Below are 17,749 nucleotides of genomic sequence, written 5' to 3'. Positions count from 1 at the left end.
CCGATCGGATGCAAAGACACATAAGTCGGTGTTACGCGCCCGGCGCGATACGGGCGAGCAGCGCTTCCCAGTCCGCAATCAGCCGCGTGCGCTGCTCGGCCGGCACTACCAGCGAGATGCAGATCGTGGAGACTTCCCTGTTTAGCACCCGCTTGCATTGCCAGTTGCGGGTGTTGAGCGGCATTTCGCCCCAGAACACGACGCTGTCGAGCTTGCGGCGAGACAGCGACACGAACATGTCCGGCAGGATCGCGCCGCTGGTGTTCGCCCCCGGCGCACGCCATTCGCAGACGGCATCTGATGATATCAGGTCGGCGCCGGGCCCGCAGGGACCCTGCTCAGTGTACTTGGGAAACCACCGCTCCAGGATAGCCAAGAAACGCGGTGACGGCCCTGCAAGGTCGGCCCGCGACAAGCCGTTCAGCGTTGCATGGATCTGGGTGACCTCTTCCGCGCGGGCAGAAACCGTTCCTCCGAAGGTCGACGCGATCAGCATGACAGCGGCGGCGGCATGCTTAGCGAAAGCCATGACGAACCTCTTCGATATCCATGATAACGGGGGCAACCTAGCGTAAAATGATCGCCGTTCAAATTAAAAATCGACAGCGATCATTTTTGCAGAGCGTGGTGGCCGCAAGATTACGAAACATCGTTCTATATGACCACTTCATCTTCATGAAGGTGCCTTTCGATCCTGGAGGAGCGATCATGCCCGTCCGGATGCTGAGCGCATGTGTGGCCATCGGCGTTGCCGCCTGCTGCCCACCGTCAACCCTGCCTGGCCGCCGCGCCCTCGTTCGATTGCCGCAAGGCGTCCTCGTGCAACAAGAAGCTGATCTGCGCAATTCTGGGCTGGCCTCGCTCGACCGCCAGATCGCCGCACGGTACAGGAGGCTGCTGACACAGTTCGACAGCGCCTCCGCCAAGCTGCTGAACCAGGATCAGCAATGGTTCATGACTGGCCGCCGCGACGACACCTGCATGGGCCCGCGTTCGGCCAAGGACCTCGCCAGTACCCTGCGCCGCCGACTTGCCTTCCTAACGCGATCCGGCTGTCCCCGCCCGCCGGATTGATCGGCAAGTGGCGTAACGTTTCCGGCGAGATCCGCCGTCGCCTGTCCGGAACCGCCTCGTTCGCGGCGAACACGTCAGAACCGTCGGTGGGGCGCCGGGTCTGCGATGCCCAGGGCAACACCGCCAGCGATGCACATGGCCGCTGGACCGCACAGATCACTGAGCCGACGGCCAGCCATCTCACTGGTCCGCACCAGACCGCCGCTGACAATCACGCAGAGTGACAACAAACCGGGTTACTGCGGCCGCAACCGATCGCTGTCCGTCGGCTACTTTTTCGTAGGCCCGAATTAACCGCGCGTCGCCCCCCAGGCTGCTTAGGTCCGGCTTAGGAAGCCCTCAATAATCCACCACCACCGGTTCGGTCTTGAGCACCGGCGGCGCCGAGGCGAGCGCCTTGCGCAGGGCCTGCGTGGACGGATGGTTCGCGCCCAGCGTGCGCTCGTCTATTTCGATCGCCGTGGCAATCAGCGCCTTGCCCTCCTTTTCATGACCCATCGCCCGCTCCGCCATGCCAAGGTTGCCGTAGCTTTCCGCCGTGTCGGGATGATAGCGCCCGAGTGCCGCTTCGCGCAGCTTCAGGGCTTGGCCTAGTTGCACAGCCGCCATCGAGAACATGTCTTGGCGGTAGTAGTTCATCCCCAGACCGTTATAGCCGCTGGCGGTCGTGACGTGCTCTGCGCCATACAGCTTCGTCCACATATTGATCGCGATGCCGTACATCATCTTCGCCTTGCCGGACTGGCCCTGACTATCGAGATTGAGCGCAATGTTGAGTGCATTCTGGGCGACCAAATCCGGCACCGTGCCATCCGCCTCGCGGATGGCCAGCGCCGTCTCGAACAAACCTTGCGCTTCGGCGAAGCGTCCCTGCCCGCTCAGCGCCGCCGCCAGATTGTTGTAGCTTGTCGCGGTATCCAGATCGTTCTCGCCCAACTCCTGACGCCGGATATCGAGCGCGCGGCGATAGAACGGCTCGGCTTTGGCGGGGAGCCCCTGCTTGTCGAGGGTCAGCCCGACGATCGATAGGGCGTGCGCCGCTTCGGGCGCCTCTGCCTTGCCCGCCGTCCGTAAGAGTTCCAGCGCCTTATAGCTTTGCGCCGCGCCCTCATGCAGCTTGCCCTGCATGGTCAGGTTGTAGCCCAGCGCCGAGTAGGCCTCCGGTACAATCGGCGCGGAGTCCGCATCTGTCTGCAGCAGTTTTAGAATGGCGCGGCGCATTGGCTCTGCCCGCTTGTAGTCGCCTTGGATTTCGATGTTGCGCGCAAGCCGCTGCATGCCCGCTGCAACCATCGGATCACGCTCTCCCAATAGGCGCCGTCGTTGGTTTAGCGCATCGCGCCAAACAGGCTCGGCGTCCACAAAGCGGCCCTGCTTTTCAAGAGCGTCCGCTTTTCGCATCGCTTCGCCAAGCCGCGCGACGGCGGTATCGACAGCGGCGACTTGCTTGGCAGTCGGTTCCCGCGCCTGAACGCCCGGAGCGAGGATAGCAAGAGCCGCGCCGAGCGCGGCGCAAGCCACAGGCTTGCAGGAAACCATCGTAATTCCTTCCGTTGCCAAAATGCTGGATTGGACGTCACCATACCGAAAATTAATCGCCGTTCAAATTACAATTGCACATTGATTATTTTTGGATAGTCTTCCTTCCGTACGGACAGTCAGAGGGCCCTATGCGACATTCAGCGTTCCGCCGGATATCCATCTGCACAAGCGCGTCAATTATGCTCGCGGGTTCTGCGTATTCCGCCACTGCTGAGCCGACCTCGCCTGCCGAAACCGAGGAATTTCTGAGGGAGGCGACCAGCGCCTGCCGGCGAGGTGAGTTCTACGAATTTTTGGAAGCCTTCATCGCCTCCGGCGCAGTGCGTGCTCGCTACCGCGACGCGCCCTCCGAACCCTTCCGGATCGGCAAAGTCGATTATGCTTACCTCGATCCGTCCTCGGTCGCGTTGTCCAATCCAGATCCAAACAAGCGTTTCCGCGAACTTGCCGTCGACGTGACGGACTTGCCCGGCAAGGGTAGTCGCCTAACTTACCTGCCCGGGATTTTTCAGGATGACGGCGAAGGCGACGGCCGAACCCTTGTGCGCAGGATCGGCATGCCAAAGTCCTACGACTTCGCATGGAAGAATGGCTGCTGGCGGCTGAGTAAGGCCGGCAACTTACCCCCGGCAGCTGGCGCGAAATGAAGACAAGGAGAAGACATGAAGGTGGTTGCTTTGACGGGCTTGGCTTTGCTGGCCCTTGCAGGATGCAGGCAGACGGCAGGCACGTCCGATGAACAAACCCAAGGCCCCGAGATCACGGCGAAGACCGCCACGCCGAACGCCACTCCCGTCGTCCAGCCCTCCATCGCGCCTGCGGTCGATCTGACGCCTTACATTGGCAAGTATCCCTTCGACGTCGTGGAGGGGCATCGCTTCCTTGATAACCCGGTGGTGAAGGCCGCGATCGCCGCTTCGGTGCCAGACGCGAAGGTTCGTGCGGTCGTCCGATACAAGGACGGCGAACTGGGGATCCCGATCAAACGCGTCAAGGGCGGCCGGTTGCTGATATGGGGCGGCGAGAACCACGCCGAGGACTATAGGAACTGGGCTGTAGTGCTCGCACCCGATGGGTCGGAACCCGAAGTATGTATATACGGCGGGCTGGGCTACGATGAAGACTTCCAGTCTTCGCAATGGTTCGAACCGGGCACGCCCAGCCTCATGAAACAAGGCAAGTGCCCTTCGGATGCTGAAGATTATCCCGCTGTGCCGATTGCGGCTGGGTAAGTTTGTATCGCTGATGCCTGGGAAGCAGCCGGTTGATCGCGATTGGTGCCACTATTTTGGGTGCCGCGACCGGCCAGCTGCCATGGAGGGAGGTTTCAAGATGGGCGTTCCTCGATCTAATTTGATGACAAAGAAGGCCGGAATGAATGGCTATCGTCACTGCGCTGTCGGCATGGTCGCGATGGCCAACTGCGTTTCACCGGTATTGGCTAGTGGCCAGCTACCCCCCTCACCAATGGAATCGCGCCGCTTTTCCAGCTTCGCAAAATGCTCGGCGTTCCTGAAAGATCGGTATCGGGCAGACTTGAAAAAAGCAGATCGCAGAACGATTCGCGTCGATGACGGAAGCAGCCAGACGCTGATTGATAGCCTTGGCGTCGTCGCCACTTCGCCAAAGATTGCGACTTACAAGGTGACCGAAGGCTGGAGCTTCCGCCGGCCGGATCTGAAAATCCGCCAGATCATCACAAGCTACAGTTACGAGACAACCTTTATGCGGTGCGATCGTGAAGAGCAGACGGGGTCAAGCTATAAAGGCTACGCACTCGAAGGATTCGAAGATTTGCCCGAGAACTGGGACCCGACAAAGTAATCCGCTATGGCGTCTCGAAACGCGATGAAAGAATACGTGTCCTTCCTCGTTTGAAAACCGCTAGTGTGGCCATCTGCGAACTGTCGATTCCGATCAGCGCGATGCGCAGATCTATAGCCTCGCGCCATTGACGCTCAGCTTCGCGATGCTCCTCAGCTTTGTCGAGAGCGTGGCCCGCGCTCCATGGTAACGCCAAGTTCGGCAATGCCGGGCATGATCCGGCCGGTTGGGTTGGGTTGGGGTAGGCGGCGGTGGGGTCGGAACTTGGCCCACACCTGCGGCTGCGACGACGACTAGGGCAATGGCAAACTGGCGGGAAGCCTAGAGTCAGGAATACCGATAATTACACAGTGCGGATTCCGATGATCCCGGCCGCCTGTTCCAATCTGATCCCGGCCATCATTCCGATTTGATCCCGGCCGGGCAGAAGCCAGATCGTGTCGCCTGATGGCATTGGGGATTGGTGATGGTCAAGCGGCGGTTTGCTGTGCAGGCCGACGCATGGATTCACCTTCGAGTTCGAGCCGGTGTGCGTTGTGCACGAGGCGGTCCAGGATGGCGTCGGCGTAGGTCGGATCGTTTATAGTCTGATGCCAGCGGGCCACGGGAAGCTGGCTGGTGACAAGCGTTGAGCGCTGACCGTAGCGGTCCTCGAGAATTTCGAGGAGATGATGCCGGGCGTTGCCATCGAGCGGCTGAAGACCCCAGTCGTCCATTATCAGCAACTCGACCTTGGCGAGGCTTTTCATGCGGGCGGCGATACGGCCGTCACCCTTGGCCAGCGTCAGTTCGTCGATCAGCCGCGGCAACCGGGTGTAGAGAACCGAACGGTTATCGCGGCAGGCCTTGTGGCCGATCGCACAGGCCAACCAACTTTTCCCGATGCCCGTAGGTCCGATGATGGCCAAGTTCTCGTGTCTGGAGATCCATTCGCCGGCCAGCAGCGTCTCGAAGAGCCGGCGGTCAAGACTGCGGCGCGTTCGGTAATCAACGTCCTCGGGCACGGCGCGGTGCCGCAGCTTGGCGTGACGCAGGCGCAGAGCGAGGCGTCTGTCATTTCGGTAGGTGGCCTCATGGTCGAGCAGCAGCGCCAGCCATTCGGCATGGCTGAGGCTCGCCGCGTCATCGTTGCCTTCCATCTCGGCGAAGGCTTTGGCCATGCCGGCCAGGCCGAGCTGGCCTATGAGGTCCAGAGTGGGATGCTTCAGCATTCTTGCTCCTTCAGTTGTAATAGCTTGAGCCGCGGATGTTGGAGTGGATGATCGGCTCTTGCTCGGGAGATTGGGGAACGGGCACCTGATCGAGCCCCTTCTCGAGGATCGATTTGACCGACGGATAATTGCGCGCCTGGATTTCCAGGGCGCGCAGCGCCGCGGCTTCGAGCCGCTGGGCACCGAAGCGTTTCTCGAGCCCGATGATGCCCAAGCATGACCGGTAGCCCTGTTCGGGATGGGGCTTCGCCTCGATGACCTTCTCCACCAATAGGGACAACATCGGCCCGATCCGGCTTGCCTCTTCGCGGATCTTTGCCGGCGTCCATTCGCCGTAGCGCCGATGGCTGGAGGGCATGTGCTCGGGGACTGTAGTGTGCCGGCCATTCCCGCTGCCGCGCATGTGCACGGCGATGCGCTCGCCTCCCAGGAAGATCTCTACCGTGCTGGCAGTGAACCGAGCTTCGACCTCGCGGCGGGCGAAGCGGTGAGGGACGGAGTAGTGATGCCGCTCGATCGCGATATGGTAATCGAGCCCGACGCGGTAGCGGCGCCATTCGGCATGAACCCACGGCTCTGCCGGCAGCGGCTTGAGGTTTGGAACATCGACTTCGTTGAACAGCTGGCGGCGTGTCTTGCCGAACTGGCGCAGCACCCGCCGATCATTGAGATCGGCAAGGCATTCGGCGATCGCTGCGTTCACCTCGGCGAGGCTGTAGAAGATCCGATTACGTAAGCGGCCTAATAGCCAGCGCTCGACGATACCGACGCAGGCCTCGACCTTGGCCTTGTCCCGCGGCCTGCGCGGCCGGGTCGGCAGGATCGCCGTGCCGTAATGCCGGGCCATGTCCGTGTAACTGCGGTTCACCTGAGGATCGAAGTGACAGGCCTTGATCACCGCCACCTTGGCATTGTCGGGTACCAGCAACTGGGGCACGCCGCGGAAGAAGGCGAAGGCAGCATTGTTACCCGCGATCCAGTCAGGAAACTGCTCGGTCCACGTCGCCAGCGCAAACGACAGGCTCGATCCGCCCATCACGGCGACGAAGATGTGGGCACCGCGGACTTCCCCGGTCCGCCGGTCCACCACGACCGGCACCGTATCGCCAGCGTAATCAAGGAACAGCTTCTCGCCCCCGGCATGGCTCTGGCGCATGACCAGCGGCAAGCGGCCTTCCCAGCGGCGGAACAGATCGCAGAATCTCGAGTAGCGATACCCGTCCGGATGCTCGGCCCGATACTCCTCCCAGAGCACCTGCAGCGTCACGTGTTTGCGCTTCAGTTCGCGCGCTACCACCGGCCAGTCCGGCTCCGGAAGCTTGCGTCGTCCCGGCTTTACGCCGGAGGCGCCATACAAGCGTCCCTCCAGATCTATGTCGCCGATCTCCGACGGAACCGGCCACGCCAATCCCGAGCGATCGAAGCGCACGATCATGTCGCGCACTGTAGACCGAGCGACGCCAGTCAGTCGGGCGATCTCGCGCATCGGGACACAAGCCTCGCGATGCATTCTCATTACTTCGCGCACATGGCGCATCTTCGGCCTCCTCGTCGGCATCTCCATCCTCCGGCTGCTGCGCCGATAAGATGGACCCAACGATCGGGCTTCTCACTCCCTCCCAGGTGGCCGGGAATTGCTCGGAATGGTGGCCGGCATCATCTCGGAATCCCGGCCGGGATCAAATCGGAATGGTGGCCGGGATGACCCCGGAATCCGCATACACAGCGATTAATAAAAATATAGCCATCTTTCAATTTAGTGCTAGCTTGAGGCAAGATGGCAGAACGACTGAGGCGGTCATGATGAAAGTTTGGGCAATCGCAATCGTCGCCGCAGGCACGATCGCTGCGATGCCGGTGCTCGCGCAGTCTGACGCCGAGGTTTCGGCGGCCTACACACCTTTGTTCGATCGCTGCATGAAAAGCGGCGACGCGGCACAAGGTGTCACCGCTGGCGTTATGGATTGCCTAGGCCGCGAAAATATACGCCAGGATGCCCGCCTTAACCACACGTACAAAGTGGTCATGGGCGGGCTCAACGCGCCACGAAAAGCCACGTTGCGCGGGCTGCAGCGTTCCTGGCTCGAAGAGCGCGAGAGTACCTGCCATGCGGCTATGGATGAACTTGGCGGAGGCACGGCCTCCGCAATCGTTTATAGTAATTGCTTCCTGGACGAAACGATAAAGCGCACGCTTTATCTGAAGAATTATCGTCCGTAGCGTTTGACTTTGAGACTTAGAATTACTTCGTCCTCCTACCGTCCGTACCGCGCTTCAACACAGATCCGCACGAATTAGTAATGAGGCCGTTTGCGCATCCTCGATCCTGATCGGGCACGCATCGCTTCGCTCTAAAGGTTTCTTATCGGCGCCGTGGCGGAGCACGATCGGTGCTTTGCAATTTTCACGGGATCGTGCGCGGGCTCAAACGGATGCCGTTCTCGTCGATCGGCTTGTCCGTCCAGGTCCTGATCTTGCCGAGAGGGCCGCCGGGTTCGGCAAAAGGAGCGCGGCCGCATCAAAACTCTGATCGGCCTAGCTTCAGCCAGGACAATGATGGGTCTCACTCCGATGATCACGGCCTTCGCCAAGCTCGTTCGCAGCCGGATGCGGAACGCCGCATGGTGGGACGAAGCTGCCGTTTCCCATCACCCCTCATAGTCAGGTCGTAGCGAAACGCGCCATTTAATCGAGAGGCGAGAACATCATTGGGACCGGTAACGAAGCGCTTCAAGCACGATCTGGAACGCAGGAGAGGGCTGTCTGCGACTGGTGTAATACAGATAATATCCATCGAAAGGCTCGCACCATTCGTCGAGCACCCGAATAAGGGATCCGTCAGAAAAGTGATTGAGAACATGATCCTCGATCATGAAGGCAATGCCATGTCCGGAAAGCGCTGCTGTTATGATGAGCTGCGCATCGTTGAATACTAACTGACCCTCAGCCTTAACTCTGAGCTCTTTGCCCCCGCGCTCAAATTCCCAGGCATATAGTCCGCCGGACGAAGACATGCGCAGACTAATGCAATTGTGGTTTGCCAGGTCATAAGGCGTCAAGGGCGTTCCCTCGCGAGCCAGGTATGATGGAGAAGCGAATGCAGCCATTCGGAGTTTGGGACCGATTGGCACGGCAATCATGTCCTGTTCCAACGCTTCACCAAGGCGAACCCCAGCATCATATCGATCGGCAACGATATCTACGAAGCCACCCTCGATACTGACTTCGATGTTCAAGTCAGGATTTTCGCCCGTCAGGCGGTTGATGACCGGCCACAGCACCGCACGCGCCGCATGAGCGCTGGAAGTAATTCGAACAGTTCCTCCGGGACGTTGGCGAAGCTCCGTCAGCGTCGCCAGCTTGTCATCGATCGTATCGAATGCAGGTCGCAGCGTCTCAATCAGACGTTCACCGGCCTCCGTGGGTGCGACGCTGCGTGTCGTGCGGGTAAGCAACCGCAGCCCCAATCTGGCTTCCAGACGTCGCACCGTATGGCTCAGCGCAGATTGCGAAATTCCGAGCTTTGCTGCGGCTTTGGTAAAACTACGTTCTTCCGCGACGGCCAGAAACATCGCGAGATTGCCCAATTCTTCACGTTTCATAGCCAGCCTAACCGATCAAGTTTCATGACTTCATGTCATAGACCCAAGCGATTTGCCCTGTCTAATTATCAGAACCGCTTCGCGCTACCTTTTGATCATCCTAGCCCCGCTTGTGACGATGGGCCGAACGAGGATTTTGATGATGCAGAAGCGCGTATTAGGCCGCAGCGGCCTTGAGGTATCGGCTCTTGGGCTTGGATGCATGGGTCTTAGCTTTGGCTACGGTCCAGCTACCGATCGCACAGAAGCGGTTTCACTACTCCGCGCCGCGTACGATCGCGGCGTTACCTTCTTCGACACGGCCGAAGCCTATGGGCCGGGGGACAATGAAGAGGTTGTCGGCGAAGCACTGGCGCCGGTTCGCAATCAGGTGGTCATCGCTACAAAGTTCGGATTCGAGAACGGCAAACCGGGTGATGGCTTGAACAGCCGTCCCGAGCGTATCCGGCAGGTCGCGAACGAGGCGCTGTCCAGGCTGCGTACCGATCGCATCGACCTTTTTTATCAGCACCGCGTCGATCCCAATGTGCCGATTGAGGACGTAGCTGGAACGGTTCGCGACCTTATCGCAGAAGGCAAGGTCAAGCATTTCGGCCTGTCGGAAGCCGGACCGGACGCTATCCGTCGCGCCCACGCGGTGCAGCCCGTGGCCGCACTTCAAAGCGAGTATTCGATGTTCTGGCGCGAGCCGGAGTCAGAGATCCTGCCACTGCTCGAAGAGCTGGGGATCGGCTTCGTGCCGTTCGCACCGCTCGGAAAGGGCTTCCTCACCGGCAAGCTGAAGGCGGGCACGACGTTCGCGGCCGATGACTTCCGCAGCACTGTGCCGCGCTTCCAGGCCGATGCGATGGCGGCGAACCAGGCGCTCGTCGATCTGGTCACGACGATCGCCAGCGAGAAGGAGGCCACGCCCGCGCAGGTCGCGCTTGCATGGCTGCTTGCACAGCGTCCGTGGATTGTGCCCATCCCTGGTACCACCAAGCTCCACCGGCTAGAGGAAAACCTGGGCAGTGCCGATCTGGGGCTGACCGATCAGGACATGGTGCGCATGGCTGACGCCCTGTCGGGGATCGAAGTCCAAGGCGAGCGCTATGCGGCTTCGCATCAGCAGTTCGTGAATCGCTGAACCGAACGAGGACCAAGCCCATGACCAGCAACGTTCCCAGTGTCACTCTTAACAACGACGTGAAGATGCCGATCCTCGGGTTCGGCGTGTTTCAGGTGCCTGATCCCGTAGAATGCGAGCGCAGCGTCCGCGATGCCATCGACGTCGGTTATCGCCTGCTCGATACAGCCGCGTCCTACGGTAACGAGGAGGCGGTTGGCGCCGCCATCAAGAACCACGGCATCGATCGAAGCGAGTTGTTCGTTACCACCAAGCTCTGGCTGCAGGATGCCAGCTACGAGGGGGCAAAGGCTGCCTTCGAGCGGTCGCTTAATAAGCTCGGGCTCGACTATCTCGACCTATGGCTGATTCATCAGCCCTATGGTGACGTGTACGGCGCGTGGCGCGCGATGGAGGAACTGCATAGGGCCGGACGCATTCGTGCGATCGGCGTCAGCAATTTCTATCCCGATCGCCTCGTGGACTTCGTGCTGCATAACGAGGTGAAGCCGGCGGTCAACCAGATCGAGATCCACCCTTTTCACCAGCAGACCGATGCGGTGAAGATCCTTGAGGAATACGGAGTCCAGCCAGAGGCATGGGGACCGTTCGCGGAGGGCAAGAACGGCCTGTTCACGAACGAGGTGTTGCAGCCGATCGCCGACAAGCATGGGAAGAGCATCGCCCAGGTCGTGCTTCGCTGGCTGACCGACCGGGGCATCGTCGCGATCCCCAAATCGGTGCGCAAGGAGCGCATGGCGCAGAATTTCAACATCTTCGATTTCGACCTCGACGCTGGCGACCTCGATGCCATCGCCAAGCTCGATCAGAACGCCAGCAGCTTCTTCGACCACCGAGATCCGGCGATGGTGAAGTGGCTCGGCGAAAGGAAGCTCTGATCGTCATTGCCAGGCTGATGTTACGGCATCAGCCTGCCCCTTTCAAACTCAAACGGGAGCAGTTGTGATGGACACTCGATCGACCCAGGGAATGAAGCGGCTTTGCCTGCTAGGTGCCGTCGCCTTGTCGGTGCCGCCTATGCAGCCCTTGCTTGCGCAGCAAACGCCGGCTCCTCCCGCCGAGACTATCAAGACGGCCGCCACTCATACCCCGACAGAGCAGCAGGTCATCGACCTGTCGAAGACCAAATGGGCTTGGATGGCGGACAAGAAGGTCGACTCTCTCGAGACGCTCTTTGACGATCGGGCCATGTTCACCCACATGGGCGGAACCTGGGGAAAGACCCAGGAACTCGCCACCATTCAAAACGGCGGTATCTGGTACAAGAAGGCGTCGATCTACGCGGTTGATGTACGGGTGTTCGGCAACACCGCGATCGTGTTGGAAGACCTCGATCTGGAGGCGGTGGTGGGCGGTCGCACCGTCACCAACCCCTTCATGGTCACGGAAGTTTACAACAGGCAGGCTGGCAAGTGGCGCTTGGCCCAGCTCACATTCTCGCGCCTCGTTCGACCCGTGAAGGCGAACGCTGGCAGCAATTGAGCCTAGTCGAGGACCGGAATGGGAGACGAGACGATGAAGGTCGCTTATGCAACTGCTGCCGCGCTGGCGATGGCCGTGCCGGTCGAGGCGCAGGAGCGTCCGTCGGTCGCGCCCAAGAACATGCAGGCGATCGCTCCCGCGCTTGCCGGCTATACCGACCGGGTGCTGTTTGGCGACGTGTGGGTGCGGCCGGAGCTGACTCCGCGCGACCGCAGCATCGTCACCCTGTCGGTGCTGATTGCAACCGGCAAAACCGCGCAGATGACAGGCCATCTTGGTCGTGGCCTCGATAACGGCATCAAACCGTCCGAGGTGGCCGGCATGGTGACGCAGCTTGCCTTCTATACCGGGTGGCCGAATGCCGTGTCGGCCTTGAACGAGGTCGAGAAGGTATTTGCTGGACGCGATGTCGATCTAAGGTCTCTTGCGACGATGCCTCCGGCCACTGCACCGCTCTCCAGCTCCGATCCCGCGCGTGCCGCGGCCGTCAACAGGACGCTTGGCCCGATCGCCCCCAAGCTCGCGCAGCTTACCAACGACGTCGTGTTCGCCGACTTGTGGCGGCGCACCGACTTATCGCCGCGCGACCGCAGCCTCGTTACCATCGCCGCGCTTTCCGCAGGCGGTGATGGCGATCAGCTCGCCTTCCATGTCCAACGTGGCCTCGAAAACGGGCTAACGCAGCCGCAGATCGTTGAGGCCCTGACTCACCTCGCTTTCTACGCAGGGTGGCCAAAGGCGAATGCCGCCATCGGCGTCGCAGGCAAGGTGTTCGCCAGACAAGAGGTTGCCACCATGTCACAGGTTCAAGTTATCCGTCCCGGGCAGGAGCCGAAGGCTGGGCCGGCCGACTATTTCACCGGCAGCGTGTCGGTCGCATCGCCCTTCAAAGGCACCGGCGCGGCGCGCCTTGGCGGTGCGACGGTCACGTTCCAACCAGGTGCGCATACGAACTGGCACACGCATCCGCTGGGACAGTTGCTGATCGTCACTGCTGGACACGGATGGGTCCAGGTCGAGGGTGAGGCCGCGAAGCCGATCGCGACGGGCGACACAGTGTTTATCTCGCCGGGCGTCAAGCATTGGCATGGCGCGGCGCGAAATAGCGTGATGACGCATGTGGCGGTGTCGGAAGCGCGGGACGGTACGTCCGTGACGTGGCTCGAACCAGTCGCCGACGATTTATACAACAAGCTGTAACGGGAGAGACGGCGATGATGTCGGAAATCGAAATGTCGAGGCGCGGTGTCCTTGCTGGCAGCGCCGCAGCGGCTGCGCTGGCAGCGGCCCCGCCTGCGGAAGCACAACCCGCAAAGGCACCTGCGCCTGCGATCATGCCGGTATCACTCACCATCAACGGCAAGCGTCGTGACCTCAATCTCGACACGCGCACGACGCTGCTCGATGCGCTACGCGAGCATCTGAAGGTCACCGGCACGAAGAAGGGCTGCGATCACGGGCAATGCGGAGCCTGTACCGTCATCGTCAATGGCGAGCGGATAAATTCCTGCCTTAGCCTTGCCGTCCAGCATCAGGGCGACGAGGTGAAGACGATCGAGGGGCTGGGGACACCCGACAAGCTCCATCCCATGCAGGCCGCATTCGTGCGTCATGATGGCTACCAGTGCGGCTATTGCACGCCGGGCCAGATTTGTTCGGCCGTCGCGGTGCTGGACGAGATCAAGCGCGGCGTGCCGAGCCACGTCCAAGCCGATCTTTCTGCGCGACCGCAACCAACCGACATTGAAATGCGCGAGCGAATGAGCGGCAATATTTGCCGTTGCGGAGCCTATTCCAACATAGCCGAGGCGATGGCGGAAGTCGCGGGAGCTACGGTCAAGGAGATGGGGGCATGAAGCCCTTCACCTATGAGCGCGCGAAGACGCCGGCGCAAGCCGCTGCCGCTGTTGCCCGTCAGCCCGGAGCCAAGTTCCTTGCCGGGGGCACCAACCTGCTCGACCTGATGAAGCTGGAAATCGAAACGCCCCGGCATCTGGTCGACGTCCAGGACCTGAAGCTCGACCGGATCGAGCCGACAACGGATGGCGGCTTGCGGATCGGCGCGCTGGTCACGAACACCGCGCTGGCTGCCGACACCCGCGTCCGTCGCGATTATGGCGTATTGACCCGCGCGATCGTGGCAGGAGCTTCAGGCCAGCTTCGCAACAAGGCGACCACGGCGGGCAATCTGCTCCAGCGGACCCGGTGTCCCTATTTCTATGACCCCAACATGCCCTGCAACAAGCGCAAGCCGGGGTCGGGCTGCGCTGCGATCGGCGGCTATTCGCGCCAACTCGCGGTGATCGGTTCGAGCGACCAGTGCATCGCCACCTATCCCGGCGATATGGCAGTCGCGATGCGCGGGCTGGATGCGATGGTGGAGACGGTCAAGGCGGATGGCACGAGCCGCGCTATCCCGATCGCTGATTTCCACCGTCTGCCCGGCGAAAAGCCTCACCTCGACAACAACCTTGAAGCCGGCGAGCTGATTACGGCGGTGACGCTGCCCCGGCCGCTTGGCGGCACGCACCATTATGAGAAAGTTCGCGACCGAGCATCCTATGCCTTCGCGCTCGTCTCGGTCGCAGCCGTGATCCAGAAGGACGGGAGTGGACGTGCAGCGTTCGGCGGGGTCGCACACAAGCCGTGGCGAGTCGAAGCAGCCGACGCCGTGATGACCCAAGGGGCCGCAGCCGTGACGGCCAGAGCGTTCGCGAACGCCCGACCTACAGAGAACAATGCGTTCAAGATACCGCTCGCGACGCGGGCGCTTGCAGCCACCATCGCGGAGGGCAAGTCAGCATGAAGTTCGACACGCCAGCAGGCATCAACCCAATCGATCAGGAAAAGGTCGTCGGCAAGCCGCACCCGCGCATCGAGGGGCCGCTGAAGACAACTGGACGCGCGGTCTATTCCTACGAGAACCAAGAGGCCGCGCCGAACGCCGCCTATGGCTATGTAGTCGGTTCGGGTATCGCGAAGGGGCGAATATCGTCGATGGACGTTCGCGAGGCCAAGGCCGCGCCGGGTGTCCTCGGAATCGTGACGGCTGATAATGCCGGGCCGATCAAGAAGCAGGGGTTCTACGTCGCCAAGCCGCTCGCGGGGCCGGAGATCGAGCATTACCATCAGGCTATTGCACTGGTCGTCGCGGAGACGTTCGAGGAGGCGCGTCATGCCGCCTCGCTGATCCGGGTCGATTACGCGCGTGCGCAAGGCGCATTCGACCTGGCCGCTGCGCGCGGGGGTGCCAAACCGCATCAGCGCCAACCGGACATCCGCATTGGTGACTTTGAAAAGGCGTTCGCGTCGGCACCCGTGAAGGTCGATGCGACCTACACCACGCCTGACCACAGCCATATGATGCTGGAGCCGCACGCCACGATCGCGCGCTGGGAGGGCGATCACCTCACGATCTGGTCCGCTCAACAGATTGTCGGTTGGGCGCGGCGCGACCTCGGCAACAAGCTCAGTATCCCTCAGGACAAGATCCGTGTCGTCGCGACCTACATTGGGGGTGGGTTCGGCGGAAAAGGTAGCGTCTGTTCGGACGCGATCCTCGCGGCGCTTGGCGCTCGCGCTGTCGGCCGCGCGGTGAAGGTGGCATTGCCTCGCCCGCTAATGCCGAACAACACGACCCATCGTCCGGCCACCATCCAGCGCGTTCGTCTGGCGGCGGGTCGCGACGGTAAGCTGGTCGCGGTTGGCCACGAAACGCTGTCGGGCAATCTGCCGGGAGGCGGTCCGGAGATCGCGGCTGCACAGACGCAGTTGCTCTATGCCGGTGCCAACCGCCTCAACCTGACCCGGCTCGCGACCCTCGACTTGCCTGAAGGCAATGCGATGCGCGCACCGGGCGAGGCGTCGGGCCTGATGGCGCTTGAAGTGGCGATGGACGAGCTGGCCGAGAAGCTGGGGATGGACCCGGTGGAGCTGCGCGTCATCAACGATACCCAGGTCGTACCAGGTGACCCCGGTCGCGTCTCACCCGCTGATCCGCAATCGGCAAGCGGCAATCAGGGCAAGCCGGAACAGGGGCCGCGACCGTTCTCCATCCGGCAGTTTGTCCCATGCCTGCGCACGGGTGCCGAGCGCTTCGGTTGGAAGGAGCGAAGCCTCAGGCCCGGCAGTCGTCGTGAAGGCCGCTGGCTGATCGGCATGGGGATGGCCTCCGCGATCCGCGGTGCCCCGATCATTCCGGCCGGCGGACGTGTTACGCTTGACGGCAAGGGGATCGTGACCGTCGAAAGCAACATGACCGACATGGGGACTGGCAGCTACACCATCATCGGCCAGACGGTCGCGGAGATGATGGGCCTGTCCCTCGACCGCGTTGTGGTGAAGCTAGCGGACTCCAATTTTCCTGAAGCGTTCGGGGGTGGCGGACAGGGTGGTGCCGCATCTGCCACGGCCGGTGCCTACGCCGCGTGCGTCAAACTGCGCGAAGCCGTGGCGATGAAGCTCGGCTTCAACTCTGCCGACGCCGAGTTCGTTGACGGCGAGGTCCGTGCCGGCAACCGACGTGCCCCGCTTGGACAGGCCGCGAAGGATGGTGCGATCACCGCCGAAGACAGGATGGAATATGGCGACCTGTCAGAGCAGTTCGAGCAGCAAACCTTCGGTGCCCATTTCTGCGAGGTCGCGGTCAATGCCTACACCGGCGAAATTCGCATACGGCGGATGCTCGCCGTTTGCGCGGCCGGACGTATCCTCAATCCCATCACTGCCCGCAGCCAGGTTATCGGCGGCATGGTCGGCGGTGCGGGCGCGGCGCTGATGGAAGAGCTGGCGGTCGACAAGCGGTTCGGCTTCTTCGTCAATCACGACCTCGCCGGATACGAAGTGCCGGTCCATGCCGATATCCCACATCAGGAGGTGATTTTCCTTGAGGAGACCGATCCCACAATGTCGCCGGTGAAGGCGAAGGGCGTCGGCGAGCTTGGTATTTCCGGCGTCGCCCCCGCCATTGCCAACGCGGTCTATAACGCGACCGGGGTCCGGGTCCGGGAATATCCGATCACGCTCGACAAGCATCTGGCAAAGCTGCCGGAGATTGTGTGATGCAGGGTGCGGAGCGGTACTCCCGCCGGGACGTCCTAGCGACCTCGGCGATGCTGTCACTGGGTGGCACGGCATGTGTGGAGGAGCTAAAGCAGCCTAGCGCCGGCAAGACGCTGATCGCGTACCTTACCCGCTCGGGCAACACGCGCGTGATCGCAGGAACCTTGCAACGCACGCTAAGGGCTGATCTCTTCGAAATACGTCCCGCGCGACCCTACCCGGATGATTATGAGCAGCATGTCGCGCAGGCAACGCGCGAGCGTGACAGCGGGTTTGAACCTCCACTGACGACCAAGGTCGACAACATTGGCGCATATGGCACCGTCTTTCTTGGCTTCCCCATCTGGGGGGAAACAGCACCTCCGCCAATCCGCTCGTTCCTCAAGGCTCATGATCTAGCTGGGAAGACGCTCCGCCCGTTCATTACGCACGGCGGATATGGTGTTGGCGCTAGTCTCGCGGTGTTGGCTACCCAGGCGACCGGCGCAAAAATCGAAGACGCCTTCGTCATGGAGGCAGACCAGGAACGGCGCACGCTCAATCATGTCCGCGACTGGCTCGGCCAAATCAATAGCTCACAGAGTTGAATTGCTTTCCGGCAAACTGGCTTTGAAGCGAAGCCCTAAAGCAGCCTCATAAGCTCTGAGCGGCTGTTTTCGTCAGATCCGGTGGTTCTCGTTAGCATGGCCAGATGTCCTGATGTAGTCGCTAACTGGCGAAAGCGATCGCCACATCGTGTGACTTTGCCGATATCCGCTGGAGGCAATGGAGGGCCACTCTTACATGGAGCAGACGTTCGCCTGACAACCTTCCTGCATGCCGAAAGG

At 61.4% G+C, this 17,749-nt stretch carries 19 protein-coding genes; 14 read left to right on the top strand and 5 right to left on the bottom strand.

The genetic code is table 11. From position 1 onward, the window contains the following. Positions 1-31 precede the first annotated feature (31 nt). Positions 32-529 (bottom strand): hypothetical protein, encoded by a 498-nt coding sequence (locus tag AC1VV3_RS26255; RefSeq protein ID WP_482963333.1) that lies wholly within the window; start codon positions 527-529, stop codon positions 32-34. A 47-nt stretch (positions 530-576) separates the two neighbouring features. Here AC1VV3_RS26255 and AC1VV3_RS26250 point away from each other — a divergent pair, with 47 nt between their 5' ends. After that, a complete protein-coding gene (locus tag AC1VV3_RS26250) occupies positions 577-1,074 on the top strand; it encodes a lysozyme inhibitor LprI family protein (RefSeq protein ID WP_482963332.1) in 498 nt (165 codons plus the stop codon). Beyond that, positions 1,071-1,298, top strand: coding sequence for a hypothetical protein (locus AC1VV3_RS26245; protein WP_132269060.1), 228 nt, complete (start codon positions 1,071-1,073; stop codon positions 1,296-1,298). Before AC1VV3_RS26250 ends, AC1VV3_RS26245 begins: the two co-directional genes overlap by 4 nt. 115 nt (positions 1,299-1,413) lie before the next feature. On the opposite strand, the gene AC1VV3_RS26240 is transcribed toward AC1VV3_RS26245, so the two are convergent. Continuing rightward, positions 1,414-2,613 (bottom strand): tetratricopeptide repeat protein, encoded by a 1,200-nt coding sequence (locus tag AC1VV3_RS26240; RefSeq protein WP_465128363.1) that lies wholly within the window; start codon positions 2,611-2,613, stop codon positions 1,414-1,416. 182 nt (positions 2,614-2,795) lie between these two features. On the opposite strand from AC1VV3_RS26240, the gene AC1VV3_RS26235 reads away from it, so the two are divergent. The 3 genes from AC1VV3_RS26235 to AC1VV3_RS26225 are packed head-to-tail and all read left to right on the top strand — an operon-like array spanning position 2,796 to position 4,440. Continuing rightward, on the top strand, positions 2,796-3,263 hold the full coding sequence (locus tag AC1VV3_RS26235) for a hypothetical protein (RefSeq protein ID WP_482963331.1): 468 nt from the start codon (positions 2,796-2,798) through the stop codon (positions 3,261-3,263). 15 nt (positions 3,264-3,278) lie between these two features. Next, complete coding sequence (locus AC1VV3_RS26230; RefSeq protein ID WP_482963330.1) at positions 3,279-3,848, top strand: hypothetical protein; 570 nt, start codon at positions 3,279-3,281, stop codon at positions 3,846-3,848. Further along, positions 3,808-4,440 carry a hypothetical protein gene (locus tag AC1VV3_RS26225; RefSeq protein WP_482963329.1) on the top strand — a complete coding sequence of 211 codons (633 nt, stop codon included), beginning with the start codon at positions 3,808-3,810 and terminating at the stop codon, positions 4,438-4,440. Before AC1VV3_RS26230 ends, AC1VV3_RS26225 begins: the two co-directional genes overlap by 41 nt. A gap of 470 nt (positions 4,441-4,910) precedes the next feature. Here the strand turns inward: AC1VV3_RS26225 and istB are convergent, their stop codons facing one another. Both istB and istA read right to left on the bottom strand, forming a co-directional pair. Further along, positions 4,911-5,651 (bottom strand): IS21-like element helper ATPase IstB, encoded by a 741-nt coding sequence (gene istB, locus AC1VV3_RS26220; RefSeq protein ID WP_482963328.1) that lies wholly within the window; start codon positions 5,649-5,651, stop codon positions 4,911-4,913. 10 nt (positions 5,652-5,661) lie between these two features. Beyond that, positions 5,662-7,188 carry an IS21 family transposase gene (gene istA, locus AC1VV3_RS26215; protein ID WP_482961681.1) on the bottom strand — a complete coding sequence of 509 codons (1,527 nt, stop codon included), beginning with the start codon at positions 7,186-7,188 and terminating at the stop codon, positions 5,662-5,664. A 164-nt stretch (positions 7,189-7,352) separates the two neighbouring features. Here istA and AC1VV3_RS26210 point away from each other — a divergent pair, with 164 nt between their 5' ends. After that, a complete protein-coding gene (locus AC1VV3_RS26210) occupies positions 7,353-7,871 on the top strand; it encodes a lysozyme inhibitor LprI family protein (protein ID WP_482963327.1) in 519 nt (172 codons plus the stop codon). Positions 7,872-8,356: 485 nt separating this feature from the next. Here the strand turns inward: AC1VV3_RS26210 and AC1VV3_RS26205 are convergent, their stop codons facing one another. Beyond that, positions 8,357-9,253, bottom strand: coding sequence for a LysR family transcriptional regulator (locus tag AC1VV3_RS26205; protein ID WP_482963326.1), 897 nt, complete (start codon positions 9,251-9,253; stop codon positions 8,357-8,359). 142 nt (positions 9,254-9,395) lie between these two features. Between AC1VV3_RS26205 and AC1VV3_RS26200 the strand changes: the two genes are divergently transcribed. The 8 genes from AC1VV3_RS26200 (at position 9,396) to AC1VV3_RS26165 (ending at position 17,509) form a co-directional block, all read left to right on the top strand. Then, positions 9,396-10,379 carry an aldo/keto reductase gene (locus AC1VV3_RS26200; protein WP_132269204.1) on the top strand — a complete coding sequence of 328 codons (984 nt, stop codon included), beginning with the start codon at positions 9,396-9,398 and terminating at the stop codon, positions 10,377-10,379. A 20-nt stretch (positions 10,380-10,399) separates the two neighbouring features. After that, complete coding sequence (locus AC1VV3_RS26195; protein ID WP_132269073.1) at positions 10,400-11,257, top strand: aldo/keto reductase; 858 nt, start codon at positions 10,400-10,402, stop codon at positions 11,255-11,257. Positions 11,258-11,324: 67 nt separating this feature from the next. Continuing rightward, on the top strand, positions 11,325-11,861 hold the full coding sequence (locus tag AC1VV3_RS26190) for a nuclear transport factor 2 family protein (protein ID WP_207913077.1): 537 nt from the start codon (positions 11,325-11,327) through the stop codon (positions 11,859-11,861). A 33-nt stretch (positions 11,862-11,894) separates the two neighbouring features. Further along, positions 11,895-13,061, top strand: a complete 1,167-nt coding sequence (locus AC1VV3_RS26185; protein ID WP_482963325.1) for a (R)-mandelonitrile lyase — start codon at positions 11,895-11,897, stop codon at positions 13,059-13,061. 17 nt (positions 13,062-13,078) lie between these two features. Continuing rightward, the gene (gene paoA, locus AC1VV3_RS26180; protein WP_482963674.1) at positions 13,079-13,717 is read left to right on the top strand and encodes an aldehyde dehydrogenase iron-sulfur subunit PaoA; all 639 of its coding nucleotides are present in this window, start codon (positions 13,079-13,081) and stop codon (positions 13,715-13,717) included. Continuing rightward, positions 13,714-14,667, top strand: a complete 954-nt coding sequence (locus AC1VV3_RS26175) for an FAD binding domain-containing protein (protein WP_482963324.1) — start codon at positions 13,714-13,716, stop codon at positions 14,665-14,667. Before paoA ends, AC1VV3_RS26175 begins: the two co-directional genes overlap by 4 nt. Beyond that, a complete protein-coding gene (locus tag AC1VV3_RS26170) occupies positions 14,664-16,922 on the top strand; it encodes a molybdopterin cofactor-binding domain-containing protein (protein ID WP_482963323.1) in 2,259 nt (752 codons plus the stop codon). The genes AC1VV3_RS26175 and AC1VV3_RS26170 overlap by 4 nt, the downstream gene beginning before the upstream one ends. Then, positions 16,922-17,509 carry a flavodoxin gene (locus AC1VV3_RS26165; RefSeq protein ID WP_482963322.1) on the top strand — a complete coding sequence of 196 codons (588 nt, stop codon included), beginning with the start codon at positions 16,922-16,924 and terminating at the stop codon, positions 17,507-17,509. The genes AC1VV3_RS26170 and AC1VV3_RS26165 overlap by 1 nt, the downstream gene beginning before the upstream one ends. Positions 17,510-17,749 lie beyond the last annotated feature (240 nt).

This window comes from Novosphingobium sp. BL-S-34 (assembly GCF_056857015.1).
Note: the sequence above shows the minus strand (reverse complement) of the source record. Positions and strands in the feature narration are given on the sequence as shown.